The following is a 14,947-nucleotide window of genomic DNA, read 5'->3' on the forward strand; positions in this document are numbered from 1 at the left end:
CAAAGACCCTATCGCTTCACGCGATAGGGTCTCGTTTATTTCTGGGCGACGAAGAAAATTCGTTCGGCGTTTTGGCCCGGGGCTTGATCCGTGAAGTCGGCCGTGACCGATTTCACGTGGAAACCGGCACCGATGAGCCATTGCATATACTGCCCTGGCTCATACGTCCGCTGTTCGTGCGTCTCTTCGACGCGTTCATACATGCCATCCTCGAGCGCGACGAAAAACGTCAAATCGTGGATGACCGAGAGCGGCTTCTCGCCCGGGTCAGCGAACCAGATGTAAGAACAGTCTTCCCCGTTCGACGCGTACGTCTTCTGGTTGAAGAGCGTCTCCATCTTGTTCGGTGAATGGACGTCAAAGATGAACGTCCCGCCCGGCTTCAGCTGCTCATATACCGCCTCGAACGTGTCGACGACGTCGGCCTCGTCTGCAAGGTAGCAGAGCGAGTCACAAAGGATCGTCACGGCATCGACCGGAGCCGGCAGTTCGAGCTCACGCATGTCTTGTTGCCAGAGCGGCAGCGTGACGCCCGCTTCGAGCGCTTTCTCTTGGGCGACTTCGAGCATCGACTCGGATAAGTCGAGACCGATCGTGTCGTAATGCTCGGCCAGCCGGATCGTCGCTGAGCCCGTCCCGCATCCGACGTCGGCAAGCGATGCACCGTCCGCGACGTGGCGCCGCACGAACGCGACCCAATCCGCGTACGGGGCATCTTTCATCAACTCATCGTATACGTAGGCGAACCCTTCGTACGTCATTAGCCGACTTCCACGTCGACGTGCGGCGCGTCAGCCCATAATTTTTCGAGGTTGTAGTAGTCACGGTCGTCACGGTGGAAGATGTGGACGACGACGTTTTCAAGGTCAGCGAGCACCCAACGTGCCGAGTCCATGCCTTCGAATTTTTTAAGCGGCAAATCGTTCTCGCCCGCCACGTCTTTGATTTCACGTGCGATCGCTTCGACTTGCTTCTCTGAGTTACCGTGGCAGATGACGAAATAATCGGCGATCGGTGAGATACCTTCCATGTCGAGGACGACGATGTCTTCCCCACGTTTATCGTCAACAGCTTTTACAATCAATTCAAGTTCTTCTTTTACAGTCATATAGACCCTCCTAAGGTGTGTTCAAATAATAGTTATATGTCGTAATCGTCTGCGGGAAAATCCGCACCGACTTCTTCAATAAATAGTTAATCGTATGGCGCAGTGTCGCGACGACGGCCGCTTCAAGTGAAACGTCTGCCAAATCGCGCAACACGTCGACACCGGGATACCGACGATTCGGTTCAATCGCATCCGCGACAAATAAAATTTGATCGAGGCGCGCCATGCCAGGTTCGCCGGTCGTGTGGTTTTTGATGGCCGATATGACTTCAGCGTCGAGGTCGTAGGCGCGGTCTAACAAGACCGCTCCGACCGGCGCATGAAGCAGTTCGTCATCAAACTCGAGCAACAACGGGTCGAGATGCTCGTCTAAGACGATTTGACGCATCTCGTCACGGTCATGGTACTTCGCATAATCGTGCAACATTGCCGCGAGCCGGGCCTGGTCCACGTCCTCTCCATACGTTCGGGCGAGACGTTCTGCCGTCTCGACGACACCGAGCGTATGGATGTACCGTTTCTCAGGCAACGTTCGTTCAATCAATGCCTGTGCCTGTTCATACGTCATACAAATCGTGCTCCTTGATATAAGTTTCGACTTCAGACGGGACGAGATACGTGATCGACTTGTTCCGCTTCGTGCGTTCCCGAATGTCGGTCGACGAGATCTCAAGCTGCGGCATGTCGATCGTACGGACGTCAGCTCGGCTCGGGATCCGGTAACGACTTCCGGGCCGTGCGACCGCACCGAACGTCACGAGCGTAGTCAGCGTCTCATAATCGCGCCACTTCTCGAGCGCATCGAGCGAGTCTGCTCCGATCAAGAAGAAGAACGTGTCAGCCGGATACTGCTCCCGCAACCGTTTCATCGTCTCGACCGTGTATGACGGTTCAGCTCGTTCGAACTCGATCAAGTTGAGCTTGAAATCCGGGTGACCGGAGATGGCCCGCCGCGTCATCTCGATCCGGTCGTCCGCCCGGCTGAACCCGGCCTTATGGGGCGGGATCGCTGCCGGTAAGAACCAGACCTCGTCGAGCTCGAGTTGTTCTCTCGCCTGCTCGGCGATCAACAGATGACCGAGATGAGGCGGGTCGAACGTTCCCCCCATCAGCCCGATGCGACTCATGGAAGCTTGATTTGGCGATTCTCTTTCTCTTTCGCCTGTTTGTACAAGACGATGACTTTTCCAATGACTTGAACGACTTCTGCCTTCGTTCCTTCAGCCAACTCTCCAGCCACGTCTTTCGGCGTGTCGAGACAGTTTTGAAGAACTTGGACTTTTAACAGTTCACGCTTTTCGAGCGCATCGCCGATGTCTTTGCACATCGCTTCACTGACGCCGTTTTTTCCGACTTGGTAGATGGCCGAGAGGTTGTGTGCCTCGGCGCGTAAAAATCGCTTCTGTTTACCTGATAACATTATTTTTATTCCTCCAATAAGCTTTCAATTAACTTCATTCCGACAATTTGATCCGGTTTCACACCTGTCCAGCGTTCGAACGCCAACGCTCCCTGCCCGACGAACATGGCAGTCCCGTTCACGGTTTTACCGCCTCGGATTGTGGCGTCGCTTAAAAACGGTGTGACGAGTGGACGATATATGATATCACAAATGACGGTGTTTTGTCGTAATCCATTTAACGGAAGCGGGGATTGTACTCCATCCATGCCGACCGATGTCGTTTGGATGATGACGTCGTAGCGGGCGACGTCGACATCACCGAGCGGTTGTGACTCGATGCCGAACGTCTTCGCGAGACGCTCGGCCCGGTCGATCGTCCGGTTCGTGACCGTGACGTTTCGGGTCGGCAACGCGCTGATGATCCCGCGGGCCGCTCCACCCGCCCCGATGACGAGCACACGACCAGACCAGTCGGTGTACGGGTCGAGTGCGGTCACAAGACCGACGCCGTCCGTGTTCGCGCCGATCAAACGTCCGTCCCGCTTATAGACGGTGTTGACGGCACCGGCCGACTTGGCTGAGTCCTCCAAGTCGTCTAACAACGGGATGACCGCTTCCTTGTACGGGATCGTGACGTTGAACCCGTCATAGTCCCCATCCCGCATCGCCTGAAACAACGGGGCGAGCTCGTCCGCTGTAACGTCGAGCGCGTCATACCGCCCGAAAAGCCCAGACGCTCTCAGCCACTGCTCGTGCAGGGAGGGAGAGAGCGAATGAGCGATTGGGTGACCGATGACGGCCAGTCTCATACGAGCGCCTCGCGTAATGTGACGACGACTCCTTTTGGTGCCCAAGCGGCAATCCGTCCACCTTTTCCGTGGATGGCGACCCAACCGAGTCCGCTAAAGACGATATCCGTCTTGACGCCGTCACGGAGACTAAATTCATGACGCACGAGCGGCGGCAACAATTGCAACGTCTTCTCGTTCGGCGGGTTAAGCATTTTGCCGATATGGTTTTCATAAAGCTCATCTGCTTTGTCGAGCTTCGTCCGGTGTGTCTTCAACTCGTTCGACATGTAGACGACGAATGAACGTTTATTGCCTTCCAGATAATCGAGACGAGCCAGACCACCAAAGAAGAGTGTTTGCTGCGGGTTCAATTGGAACACGTGCGGCTTGATCTCTTTTTTAGGTGTGATCGTCTTCAAATCGCGCGCGTCGACGTAATGCGCCATTTGATGGCGGTTGATGATCCCTGGCGTATCGTACAGGTTCGCATCATCGTCGAGCGGGACGTCGATCAAGTCGAGCGTCGTTCCCGGGAAATGACTGACGGTGATGATCGCTTCATCTTCAGCACCGAAGCGCTTGATGATTTGGTTGATGAGTGTCGATTTCCCGACATTCGTACAACCGACGACGTAGACGTCTTTCCCTTTGCGATAGTACTCGATCTTCTCTGCTAGTTCGTCGATGCCGTGACCTTTTTTAGCGCTGATCAAATGGACATCGACCGGCGTCAAACCAAGTTCTTTCGCCTCGGTCTTCATCCAGTTCGCCATTCGGTTCGGGTTGACCGACTTCGGCAGTAGATCGACTTTGTTCCCGACTAACAAGACATCGTTCGATCCGACCGAACGTTGAAGTCCCGGGAGCCAGCTTCCGTTGAAATCAAAAATATCGACGATTTTGATGACGAGCGCTTCTTTGGCGCTGATTCCGTTCAAGATGCGCAAGAAGTCATCGTCCGTCAATTCGACGTCTTGGATCTGGTTGTAATGCTTCAATTTGAAGCAGCGTTGGCATATGACGATCTCACGATCCAGTGCCGATTTTGGTGCATAACCGACTGCTGTCGGGTCTTCTGTTTGAATGAGAACGCCGCAACCGGCGCAATAACGTTTCGTTTCTTCCATATTCGTATGTGCTGTCCTTTAAGTTTCCTCTTCTTCATTCTTCGTAGCGCCTCGCCGCTACTCCTGAAGCGTTAATTCCGACGTCTTACGCGCCGTACAAGACAGCCTCCTTCTTCCTATGCGTTCGAGGCCCTTATTTATCTTTTTTATGTGAATCTTCTGAACGTGAGTGCATCGCCTCGCCGATCTTTTCAGCGACGGCCACTTTGGCCCGCTTCGCATCGACTGCGATTTCCTCCACTTTTTTCGTGATCAACACGTACTTCCCGCGACGCTTCATATGCGCGAATACGACTTTCTCCAGCATGCGATTGAACTTCGTGACGAGACCGTCCGTCTTGACGACAGGCTGCACGTGAACGACGTGAATGCCTGCCATATTGGCGCCGAGCACGTCGGTGAAGATTTGATCGCCTAAGAAAATCGCTTCTTTGGTTGAATAGCCGTACTTGGCAAGTGCTTGCTTGAACCCAGACGGCAACGGTTTTTTCGCACGCGCCACATAATGAAGACCGAGCGGTTCCGTAAACGTGCGCACGCGGTTCTCGTTATTATTCGAGACGACGATGACATCGAGTCCATGTGATTTCACTTTCTCGAGCCATAGCAAAAGAAGCTCAGGTGCGTGCGGGACGTCCCAGGCCACGAGTGTATTATCAAGGTCCGTCAAAATGACGCGGACACCACGGTCTTTCAAGTCTTCAAGGTCGATGTCAAATACTGACGCGACGAACTGTTTCGGATAAAGTCGATTAAACACGTTTGTATTCCTCCAATTAGCTAAAGCGATTCAACAGCTTATACAAGTATTGATATCCCTTCTATGTTATACGAAAACCGGCCAAACGACTAGTGTCTCGTTTGACCGGCCAGAAAATTGTTGTCTATTCACTTACCAGTCACGAGTTCGATTGAATCGAACCGATGACTTCACCGAGCCGGACCGGACCGATTTTCGCCGGGTCGATGACGACACGATCTTTCTCAAAACAGAGGATGACGGTCGAGCCGAACGAGAAGTAACCGACCTCGGCCCCTTTATCGACACGTTCGCCGTCATGGGTCCATTCGATTGTATTGACGTTCAAAGCGCCGACCATGATGTGCTCGTAACGTCCGGCCACGCTCTCAAAGCGTGTGACACGGCGATAGTTACGTGACAACGGGCGGACCGTCTCCGTCAAACCGAGTTCATTCACCGGCGCCGAACGGTCGCCGAGCTCGTAATGGCTGAGCACTCGGCCCGCGAGCGGGACATGGACACGGTGGTAGTCACGCGGGCTCAAGTAGAGCACGCAAACCGTCCCGCCGGCATACCGTCTCGCCTCTGACTGTGAACCGAGCATCTCGGCGAGCGTATACGACTGCCCCTTCACTTCAAACCGACTCTCGTCTGTTATGGCGGACACGATCGACAGCTGTCCGTCGCACGGTGATACGACCGTGTCCGTGTTTGCATCGATCGGGCGCGCCCCGTCTTTCAAGTGGCGCGTGAAAAAGGCGTGCAGACTCGGATAAGCGTCGATCGGCTCTGCCGCTTCAGCGATATCGATTTGATACGTTCTCGCGAACGACGGGATGAACGCGCGGCTCGCCTTCGATTCGGCGAACTGACGGAGCCGCTTGGCGATGAACGGTGTCGCATTCAATTCAAACAACGTCTGATACAAGCGGCTTTTGATCACTGTGCGGCCTCCTCGTTTTTAAAGAACGTTTCGTATTGTTGTTCCGAGACGGCACCTTCGACACGACCCGTTTCTTGACCGTCTTTAAAACGAATCATCGTTGGTGTTCCGTTAATACCATAGGTCGTCCAGACGTCATGATCGGCCAAGTTGATCGAGACGGCGTCATACTCTTCGATGAGTGGTTCGACATACGGTTTGACTTGCTCACAATATTCGCAACCCGTCTGCCAGAAATAGACGACGACCTCTTCTTCTTCGTCAATTTTCTGTTCGAGCTCGTCCGCTGACACGGCGTTGACGCCGGTCTCTTCATTCGCATTATTCAAGAAGAATAAGAGCGCGATCCCGATCACGATGATGGCACCGATGATGGCGAACGTAATGAAGTTGGCGCGTTTGGCACTGTTTTTCATGGTCGATCCCTCCTAAATGTGTATAAAAAGAACTGACTCGGATATGAGCCAGTTTGGTTGTGGACGTCTTACTTTTCTTGGGCGACGTCGTTGATTCCCATGTCTTGGTTAAGCGTATCCAAGAACGCGATAAAGATTGTGATGACCACGCCAAAGGCTGTTGCGAGCACCGCATTGAACGTCACGCCATCGACAGCTGAAATGATAAAGACTGCTGTATTCGAAAGCAAGATCGCCCAGAACAATGTGACTAAGTAACGCATCGAAAGTCCCCTCCATCTCACAGATGATTCATAAAATTCCATACGGCAATAGTATATCATTGTTGCCGTACAATATGCGACCTCGATTGTATATTCTTTCCGTCGAAACGTGAAATATGGTACGGTCAGAGAAATAGTACACAATGTAGAAAAGAGGATGACTTATGTCACGTTATTTAATCGCAGTCGATTTAGACGGTACGTTGTTACGAGATGACAAGACGATCAGCGAACGGAACATCCGCGCTCTTCAAGCGGCTCGTGATGCCGGCCATGAAGTCATGATCGCAACAGGACGGCCCCATCGCCACTCGATCATGTATTATGAACAACTCGGCTTGACGACGCCTTTGATCAACTTCAACGGAGCGCTCGTCCATCACCCGAAAGATACGTCCTATGCGGTCACACACCGTCCGATCCCACTTAAAACAGCACACGACATCATCGAAGAAGTATCGGAGACGAAAGCCCACAACATCGTCGTCGAAGTGACCGACCACGTCTATTTCCATAAAGACCCGCAAGAATTTTACGGTCCCTACGCCGAACGGGCACTCAGCGTCACATCGGGTGACTTGCTCAAGCACTTGCAAGACGAGCCGACGTCGCTTTTGATTCACGCGACGAAAGAACACGTCGACAACGTCCGGGCCAGCTTGAACAAAGTGCACGCCGAAGCCGTCTTGAACCGTCAATGGCGTATGCCCGAGCACATGATCGAAGTCATGAGCCAAAATACATCGAAGGCGCTCGGCCTTCGCGAAGTATCGAAGCACTTGAACATTAGCCGTGAGAACATCATCGCGTTCGGCGATGAAGAGAACGACCTCGAAATGCTCGACTACGTCGGCACGGGCGTCGCGATGGGCAACGCCATCAGCCAGCTCAAAGTCGTCGCCAACGAAGTGACCGCTTCGAACATGGATGACGGCATCGCCATCTACCTCGAAGAGAAATTTGGCATCAAATCATAACAAAAACCCGCTGAAAACCGTTCAGCGGGTTTTTTGACGTTTCTAAATTGTTTAGCGTCGGAACGCCCCTTCAACGTCTTCAGTCGGAACGACGTTAATAAAGACGTGTGAATCGGCATCTTTGCAGATACGTGTGATCTCACGGACTTCGTGGCGTTGGGCGACCATCATGAGCGTCGCTTTCTCGACTTTCGAATACGTACCGATCGCCGGCATGAGCGTGATGCCGCGGAACACGTGTTGGTGCAACTCTTGCGTCACTTCGTCCGGATGATTCGTGACGATGAAGAGCGTCTGCCGCTGCGTGTTCGTGTAAATCTCATCGATGACTTTCGACGTCACATACAAGAAGACGATCGTATACAGCGCCGTCGGCCATCCGAACAAAGCACCGGCCCCAAGCGCGATCATCATGTTCATGAGGAACAAGTAGACGCCGACCGAGTTGTTCGTGAACTTCGCTAGGATGAGGGCGACGATATCAAACCCTCCGGTCGAGGCACCGAACCGAATCGTGATGCCTGACCCGATGGCGAGCAATACCCCGCCGAATACGGCGTTCAACAGCGGATCGTCCGAGAGGAGAGGCGTTTGCGGAAGTACGCGAATGAACAAGGTGACCGAGGCGACGCTGATCAACGTATGGATCATCATGTTCTTTCCGAGCATAAAATAACTGACGACTAAAAGCGGTACGTTCAAGATGAAGAACCAAATGCCTTCACCGAGCTCAAACGGCGTACCGGCAAATAAGGTCGTGAAAATTTGGGCCAAGCCCGTAAACCCAGTCGAGTAAACCCCCGCCGGGATTAAGAATAATGTCATGGATAATGCAACGAACACTCCCCCGATGATCGAAACAATCCCGATGCGCGCGTGTTCTTTAACGGATTCCGTCAAGTTCTGTCTCCCCTTTCAAAATTAGCTAAGCATCAAGATAACATACATTCAAAGCCATGCCTACAACAAAAATACTGCGATGTGCCTGCCTGTATCACAAAAAAACAAGCCGGCCGAAGCCGACTTGTTGACCTGATACGTTTGGTCACGCTTTCACTGTCTCGATTGTCACTGAATCATTCGCCGGAACCGTTACCGCGTTTCCGTACACACGAATCGTAACGTCCGTTCCATTTGTCTGTTTGATCGTCACTTGTTCACGCGTCGATGTGACCGTCAAGTGATGGCCGCGCCAGAGCACGTTGAACGAGTAACCGTCCCAATCTTTCGGGATCATCGGGCTGAACGTGAGTTCGGTCTCGAGGGCGCGCATCCCTGCGAAGCCGTGGACGATTGCCATCCACGAACCGACCATCGATGTGATGTGAAGACCGTCTTCTGTATCGTTGTTGTAGTTATCAAGGTCGAGTCGGGCTGAGCGTTGGTACAGCTCGACCGCTTTGTCTTCATAACCGACTTCAGCTGCCACGATCGAGTAGACACAAGGCGACAAGCTCGACTCATGCACCGTACGCGGCTCATAGAAGTCGAAGTTCGCACGTTTTTGCTCGAGCGTGAAGCGGTCGCTGAACGTGTACAGGCCTTGGAGCACGTCCGCCTGCTTGATAAAGTTCGAACGGAGGATGCGGTCCCACGACCAATTTTGGTTAAGTGGCAAGTGTTTCGGATCAAGGTCTTTCACTAAGATTTGCTCTTTATCCATGAACCCGTCTTGCTGCATGAACACGTCCGGGACGAGGTCGTCTTTCGGATAGTACATCTTCGTTTGGATATCAGCCCACTTCGCGAGTTCCGCATCCGTCAAGTTGAGCGTTGCTGTCAACTCGTCGAGTCGTGCCGGTTCTGCTTCTTTCAAGTAGTTGTACACTTCTTGCGTGTACTCGAGCGTCCAAGCGGCGATCAAGTTCGTGTACCAGTTGTTGTTGACGTTGTTGTCGTATTCGTTCGGACCTGTGACGCCTAGGATCATGTACACGTCTTTGTGTGGTACAAAGTTAACGCGGCTGGCCCAGTAACGCGAGATCTCGACCAACACTTCAAGTCCGTATTGTCCAAGGTACGACTTATCGCCCGTGAAGTTCGTGTAGTTGAAGATCGCGTGGGCGATCGCACCGTTCCGGTGAATCTCTTCATGGGTGATCTCCCACTCGTTATGGCACTCTTCACCGTTCATCGTCACCATCGGATACAAGGCGCCCTTCATCCCGACGTTTTTGACCGAGTTCTCTTTCGCCTGCGGCAATTGATTGTGACGATATTTGAGCAAGTTCCACGACACTTCCGGCTTCGTCGTCGCCAAGTAAAAGTGGAGACAATACGCTTCCGTGTCCCAATACGTGGCGCCGCCATACTTCTCGCCCGTGAACCCTTTCGGTCCGATGTTGAGACGTGAGTCTTCGCCCGTATACGTTTGATACATGTTGAAGATGTTGAAACGGATGCCTTGTTGCGCTTCCGCGTCGCCGTCGATGCGGACGTCCGCGTTTTCCCAACGAGCGAGCCAAGCTTCCGTCTGCTCTGCCAAGAGCGTCTCGAACCCTTTTTCGAACGCGGCTTCGACGCGCTGCATACCGACTCCTTGCAAATTGTCAATTTCGTGGTCACGGTTCGTGACGACCGAGACGTACTTGTACGCCGTTGCCGTCTCACCCGCTGCCGCTTTGACCGTGAAACGGTTAGCGACGTAGAGGTCGGTAGCATCGAGAACTTCACAGCGTGCACCTTCGACGTCAGCGATCATCGACGCCGTGACATGCCAATCAAGTTTCTTCGTTTTTGTCGTGACGAAACCGAACCGTTCTTCGACGCCATGTTCGACCGGCAACCAGAATTTCTCATCGTAGTTCGAGTCTTCGTTGACGACGTCCCCGTCTAGATAAGGAGTGAATTCGATTTTCGCTTCATAGTTCACCGGCGTGACGTTGTAGCGAATCGCCAAAATTTCTTTGTCGACGATCGAGAAGAAGCGGACGACTTCGACGTTCGTCTCCTCGGCTCCGTTCACGAGCGTGAACGTCCGTGTGAGAACACCACGCTGCATATCGAGTTCGCGTGTGAAGCCTTTGACTTCCCACTTCGCCAAGTCAACAGGCGTCCCGTTGATCGCGACACGCAGGCCGGCCACGTTCGTCGCGTTCAATACTTTGGCGAAGTATTCTGGATATCCGTTCTTCCACCAACCGACACGCGTCTTATCGGGATAATAGACGCCCGCCACGTAAAATCCTTGGTGCGTATCATTTGAATAATCTTCTTCAAAATTCCCGCGCATCCCCATGTGCCCGTTACCGAGCGAGGTGATCGATTCTGCGAGACGGTTATCGTTCGAGTGAAGCCCTTCTTCCGTTACTTTCCATTCATCGACTGCAAACAATCGTTTCATCTGTCTGCCACTCCTTTTTCTCTACAAGGCTACTTGTCAGTAGACAACCGAATCGTACAACCGCTTGTCTATGAAAGCGCTGTATTTTTAATCTCACCTCTCATTTTACACGACTACACCGAGAATGCAATCGTTTGCATAAAAGTTTTTCATTCTTTTTTTGTCACTTTTGGAACGAAAAAAAACCTACCCTGGCGCATTGGGCCAAAGTAGGTATGTCTATATCACACGTCTGAATCGCGACCGAAGGCGGCGTTCGCTTCATGACCTTCAAAGGCCGGGTTGTCGCCATCGTTGAATCCGGTATCGGGCTCATCGAGAATGAGGGCATACCCACCGTCCATAATGTCCCCGTACGCTTTGTTGACGTCGTCATCAGCCAAACCGAGATCGAGGAGCGCCCGTTTCACTTCCTGTTCTCCTTCGGCGACGCCCGCGAATTTCTGCATCCAAGAAGCGCTCGCTTCCTCGACTTTCGCGTCAGTGTTCCGTTTGACGAGCGACACGTTATCCTCGTCTCTCGCGACGACGTAAAGGTCTTTCTCGTCGTACCCGTCTTGGCTCAGTTGATCAATTTTTGAGACGAGTGCCGCCTCGTCTTTGTACGTATCAACAAATCGTTTGTTACTCATCATTTATCATCCTTTCTAGATGTTGGATTGTCCTCGATCGTGATCTTGCCTTGTCCCACTTGCCTAATATCGATCTCTTCTTTACGGAGCGTCTCGGTGACCGTCTTCGTATCTTCATCCACTTGCTTGCGGACGATGATCTCTTCGACTACGACCGGACGCTTGACGATGAAGGCGCGCTCTTCGATGACTTGGATACGTAGCTGGTCCCCTTCGTCAATCGTCCGGATGCCGGGTTTGTCGAAGTCGTAGTCTTCAATCACATCTTCAGAACCAGCATGGCGCTCTACATGTAAGTGTTCCCTCCGAACGGGTACTTCAATCGTCTGTTCAGTCTCGGTTACATGCTTGTCGATGACGAGTTCCCCCGTCTGCACCGTTTCTTTTTCAACCGCGAGTCGCTCTTCATGCAGTTCAAGCGTCTGTTCTTCGTGCTCCTTGGAAGTGGCGCGCGGCGATCGTTTAATGTCCGCCATCTCCTCGTTTTGATCCGCGTCGACATAAAGGAACAACCGCCCTCGCTCGACTTCACCCACGAATCGTTCCCGCTGCTCGCGCGTCAACCGCATACTGCTGAGCCAGCGCTCGATCGGCCGTTCGCTTGACGTGACGAGAGACGCCACCGTATCCGGCTCATCCGCGACGAGTACGTATAGTTTTGAATGGCGTCGGATGGCGTCAGCCGTCTCAGTTCGTTTGACGAAGACATACATGTCTTCTTCTTTATATCCTTCTTGCTTCAAATCGACCGTCCGCTTGAGCAACACCTCGGGCTGGTCAAATACTTCAGAGATGATGGCATGTTTCATAACATTCGTTCCTCCTGTAAGATGAATTGGCGAAAAAAAGGATGGTCCCTCAGAGAGAGCCATCCTTGTCGAGGTGCTTGGTCATCCAATTAGATCCGGTCGCGCTCATCACGGCGCGTATGGTCAGCGTCATGTTTCCGATGGCTGTTTTCGCCTTCGATATGGGCTTCTTCTTTACGAAGCGTCTCGCGTACCGTCTCTGTATCTTTCACTTTGTCTGTGCCGACGACGATTTCTTCGGCCACGACGTCTTTCTTCGTGACGTCGACGCGCTCTTCTGTGACTGGTACACGAATCTCGTCGCGGTCTGTTGTCGCATCGAACGAATGTCCCGTCGCTTCACGGTCTCCGTCGACTTGACGTCGTTCGACGTACACTTCGTCACGCTCGACTTCGACGTCGACCCGTTCTTCGTGCTCAACGACTTCTTTTTCGACTCGGACTTCACCGGTCTGAACGCGTTCTTTATTGATTTGGAGACGCTCTTCGTGTAGTTGAAGTTTTTGCTCGTCCGTCAAATCGGTGCGGTTGCGAATGTCCTCGTCCATGTCATGGTGACGCGTCGAATCATGATTCGTTCCCGTCGCGTCAAGCCCAGTGCCGGCTGCTCCGACACCTGTTCCTGCCGCTGTTAGCGGGTCACGTGCCGTCATGTTTCCAGCCTCGTTCCCTTCAGAACCATAGCCCGCTGACGTGCGACCGCCTTCGAACGTGTCGTTGCGACCGTTGTCCAAGACGCCGTCGTCTGTATCTAATAACAAGACGAAGCCGCCGTTTTCGATATCTTGATGATGGCGTGCCGTCTCTTCTTCTGAGAAGCCGAGTTTATCAAACGTATGGCGCACTTCATCGCCGCCGTCTGCGACTCCAAAGAAGCGATCGAGCCACGATGCTTTCGTTTCTTTTACTTCTGCATCCGTTTCGCCGCGAACCATCGAAAGGTTCGATTTATCTTTTACAACAACGTACAGGTCGTCCTCGCGGTGTCCCGCCGCGCGAAGTTCATCAATTTTCGAAACAAGCTCTGATTCTTGATAGTAAGTCCCTACGTAACGTTTGTTATCCATGATTGTATCTCCCTTTCAAATTCTATATTTTTTGGTTATTGGCCGGGCTGCTCTATCGTGATTTGCTATTCTGCCGGTAATATAAGTGTTCCCTCGCGCTTTGTTTTCAACCGCTTCTCGCACAACTGTAATCTGTTTGTAACGCCATGACTTTTGCCGGATTGAACGTTCTTCCTTTATATGCATCAGAATCCGCACAAAAAAACCTTCCGCACGAAAACGGAAGGTTTCAACTCATTCAGCCGCATGGCTATTCTTTTTTTGACCACACGACTGGCGGACGACTAGATAGTGCGGGACGATGACACGTTTCCCGTACGGTGGTGCACTATCGCCGATCTGTTCGATCAGGCAGTTCGTCGCCTCGAAACCGAGACCGAAGATGTTGATCTCGACTGACGTGAGCGGCGGATTCGAATGTTCGGCGATATAGACGTTGTTGAAACTGACGACAGCGACGTCTTCAGGGATTCTCAAACCCATCTCACTGAGCGTGCTGATAACACCGAGCGCCATCATGTCATCACTGACGACGACAGCCGTCGGTGGCTCATCGACGTGAAGCAACTCCCGGACCGCTTTAGCGCCGCCTTTCGTCATGAACTCGGCACGGGCGATGTAGTCTTCCCGCACCGGGATCCCGGCTTCCATAAGCGCCGTCGCGTACCCGTTGCGACGGTCTTGGGTGACGGCCAATTTATCCGATCCGCCAATGAAGGCGATGCGGCGGTGACCGAGGTTGTACAAGTGCTTCGTCACTTCACGGCCAGCCAAGTAGTTGTCCGTATCGACGTACGTGATCGACGAGGCGTCCCCGAACGGCTTCCCGACGACGACGAACGGGAACTTCGTCTGGCGCAAATATTGGACGACTTTATCGTCTTCACGTGAATACAGGACGATGACACCGTCGACCCGGCGACCTTGGACCATCTCGATGACACCCGACAGCACTTCTTCTTCGGTCACGCCGGTCGTCATGTACAGCGAATAACCGTTTTGATGGGCTTTCGTACTGATTCCGCGCAACACTTCCGGGAAGAACGGATTTTGAAGGATTTTCGTCGCCGCGCTCGGCATAACAAGACCAATCGATTGTGTCGAGCGGTTGGCGAGACTTCTTGCATGGATGTTCGGATGGTACCCGAGTTCTTCCATCGAACTACGAACACGTTCTTTCGTTTTCTGGCTAATTCGCGGACTGTTGGCGATGACGCGGGACACTGTCGACGGTGCGACGTTGGCGTGTTTTGCGACATCTTTGATCGTGATTTGCATGGTGCTCCCCCTTGCTTCCGTTAATTCATTGTTCCCTGCGACAGGGTAT

At 52.7% G+C, this 14,947-nt stretch carries 18 protein-coding genes; 1 reads left to right on the top strand and 17 read right to left on the bottom strand.

Annotated elements, in window-relative coordinates; all coding sequences use genetic code 11:
- Positions 1 to 35: 35 nt before the first annotated feature.
- The 11 genes from EVJ22_RS06280 to EVJ22_RS06330 all read right to left on the bottom strand — a co-directional run bounded on the left by EVJ22_RS06280 (position 36) and on the right by EVJ22_RS06330 (position 6,792).
- Positions 36 to 761, bottom strand: coding sequence for a class I SAM-dependent DNA methyltransferase (locus EVJ22_RS06280; protein ID WP_131443514.1), 726 nt, complete (start codon positions 759 to 761; stop codon positions 36 to 38).
- Entirely contained in the window at positions 761 to 1,108 is a 348-nt protein-coding gene (gene rsfS, locus EVJ22_RS06285; RefSeq protein ID WP_070327814.1) for a ribosome silencing factor, read from the bottom strand. Before rsfS ends, EVJ22_RS06280 begins: the two co-directional genes overlap by 1 nt.
- A gap of 10 nt (positions 1,109 to 1,118) precedes the next feature.
- A complete protein-coding gene (gene yqeK, locus EVJ22_RS06290) occupies positions 1,119 to 1,676 on the bottom strand; it encodes a bis(5'-nucleosyl)-tetraphosphatase (symmetrical) YqeK (protein WP_071399267.1) in 558 nt (185 codons plus the stop codon).
- A complete protein-coding gene (locus tag EVJ22_RS06295; RefSeq protein ID WP_131443515.1) occupies positions 1,666 to 2,235 on the bottom strand; it encodes a nicotinate-nucleotide adenylyltransferase in 570 nt (189 codons plus the stop codon). The genes yqeK and EVJ22_RS06295 overlap by 11 nt, the downstream gene beginning before the upstream one ends.
- Positions 2,232 to 2,528, bottom strand: coding sequence for a ribosome assembly RNA-binding protein YhbY (gene yhbY, locus EVJ22_RS06300; RefSeq protein ID WP_016508126.1), 297 nt, complete (start codon positions 2,526 to 2,528; stop codon positions 2,232 to 2,234). The genes EVJ22_RS06295 and yhbY overlap by 4 nt, the downstream gene beginning before the upstream one ends.
- 5 nt (positions 2,529 to 2,533) lie before the next feature.
- Entirely contained in the window at positions 2,534 to 3,319 is a 786-nt protein-coding gene (aroE, locus tag EVJ22_RS06305; RefSeq protein WP_071399265.1) for a shikimate dehydrogenase, read from the bottom strand.
- Positions 3,316 to 4,428, bottom strand: a complete 1,113-nt coding sequence (yqeH, locus tag EVJ22_RS06310; protein ID WP_016508207.1) for a ribosome biogenesis GTPase YqeH — start codon at positions 4,426 to 4,428, stop codon at positions 3,316 to 3,318. The genes aroE and yqeH overlap by 4 nt, the downstream gene beginning before the upstream one ends.
- Before the next feature lie 133 nt (positions 4,429 to 4,561).
- Positions 4,562 to 5,188, bottom strand: a complete 627-nt coding sequence (locus EVJ22_RS06315; protein ID WP_070327818.1) for a YqeG family HAD IIIA-type phosphatase — start codon at positions 5,186 to 5,188, stop codon at positions 4,562 to 4,564.
- Between the two features lie 139 nt (positions 5,189 to 5,327).
- Positions 5,328 to 6,113: a phosphatidylserine decarboxylase gene (locus tag EVJ22_RS06320; protein ID WP_131443516.1), complete on the bottom strand. Its 786-nt coding sequence runs from the start codon at positions 6,111 to 6,113 to the stop codon at positions 5,328 to 5,330.
- Complete coding sequence (locus EVJ22_RS06325; protein WP_131441565.1) at positions 6,110 to 6,529, bottom strand: thioredoxin family protein; 420 nt, start codon at positions 6,527 to 6,529, stop codon at positions 6,110 to 6,112. The genes EVJ22_RS06320 and EVJ22_RS06325 overlap by 4 nt, the downstream gene beginning before the upstream one ends.
- A 68-nt stretch (positions 6,530 to 6,597) precedes the next feature.
- Positions 6,598 to 6,792, bottom strand: a complete 195-nt coding sequence (locus tag EVJ22_RS06330) for a YjzD family protein (protein ID WP_131441566.1) — start codon at positions 6,790 to 6,792, stop codon at positions 6,598 to 6,600.
- Between the two features lie 164 nt (positions 6,793 to 6,956).
- Here EVJ22_RS06330 and EVJ22_RS06335 point away from each other — a divergent pair, with 164 nt between their 5' ends.
- Positions 6,957 to 7,769 carry a Cof-type HAD-IIB family hydrolase gene (locus EVJ22_RS06335; protein WP_070327821.1) on the top strand — a complete coding sequence of 271 codons (813 nt, stop codon included), beginning with the start codon at positions 6,957 to 6,959 and terminating at the stop codon, positions 7,767 to 7,769.
- 51 nt (positions 7,770 to 7,820) lie between these two features.
- On the opposite strand, the gene EVJ22_RS06340 is transcribed toward EVJ22_RS06335, so the two are convergent.
- The 6 genes from EVJ22_RS06340 to EVJ22_RS06365 all read right to left on the bottom strand — a co-directional run bounded on the left by EVJ22_RS06340 (position 7,821) and on the right by EVJ22_RS06365 (position 14,898).
- Positions 7,821 to 8,669, bottom strand: coding sequence for a YitT family protein (locus EVJ22_RS06340; protein WP_131443517.1), 849 nt, complete (start codon positions 8,667 to 8,669; stop codon positions 7,821 to 7,823).
- A gap of 145 nt (positions 8,670 to 8,814) precedes the next feature.
- The gene (locus EVJ22_RS06345) at positions 8,815 to 11,112 is read right to left on the bottom strand and encodes a glycoside hydrolase family 65 protein (protein WP_131443518.1); all 2,298 of its coding nucleotides are present in this window, start codon (positions 11,110 to 11,112) and stop codon (positions 8,815 to 8,817) included.
- 224 nt (positions 11,113 to 11,336) lie between these two features.
- Positions 11,337 to 11,744 (bottom strand): general stress protein, encoded by a 408-nt coding sequence (locus EVJ22_RS06350; RefSeq protein ID WP_233589621.1) that lies wholly within the window; start codon positions 11,742 to 11,744, stop codon positions 11,337 to 11,339.
- Positions 11,744 to 12,553, bottom strand: coding sequence for a YsnF/AvaK domain-containing protein (locus EVJ22_RS06355; RefSeq protein WP_158625503.1), 810 nt, complete (start codon positions 12,551 to 12,553; stop codon positions 11,744 to 11,746). The genes EVJ22_RS06350 and EVJ22_RS06355 overlap by 1 nt, the downstream gene beginning before the upstream one ends.
- 89 nt (positions 12,554 to 12,642) lie before the next feature.
- On the bottom strand, positions 12,643 to 13,620 hold the full coding sequence (locus EVJ22_RS06360) for a YsnF/AvaK domain-containing protein (protein ID WP_071399259.1): 978 nt from the start codon (positions 13,618 to 13,620) through the stop codon (positions 12,643 to 12,645).
- Positions 13,621 to 13,854: 234 nt separating this feature from the next.
- The gene (locus tag EVJ22_RS06365; protein WP_071399258.1) at positions 13,855 to 14,898 is read right to left on the bottom strand and encodes a LacI family DNA-binding transcriptional regulator; all 1,044 of its coding nucleotides are present in this window, start codon (positions 14,896 to 14,898) and stop codon (positions 13,855 to 13,857) included.
- Positions 14,899 to 14,947: the final 49 nt, after the last annotated feature.

It is taken from the genome of Exiguobacterium sp. SH0S7 (assembly GCF_004337195.1).
GTDB lineage: Bacteria > Bacillota > Bacilli > Exiguobacteriales > Exiguobacteriaceae > Exiguobacterium > Exiguobacterium aurantiacum_A.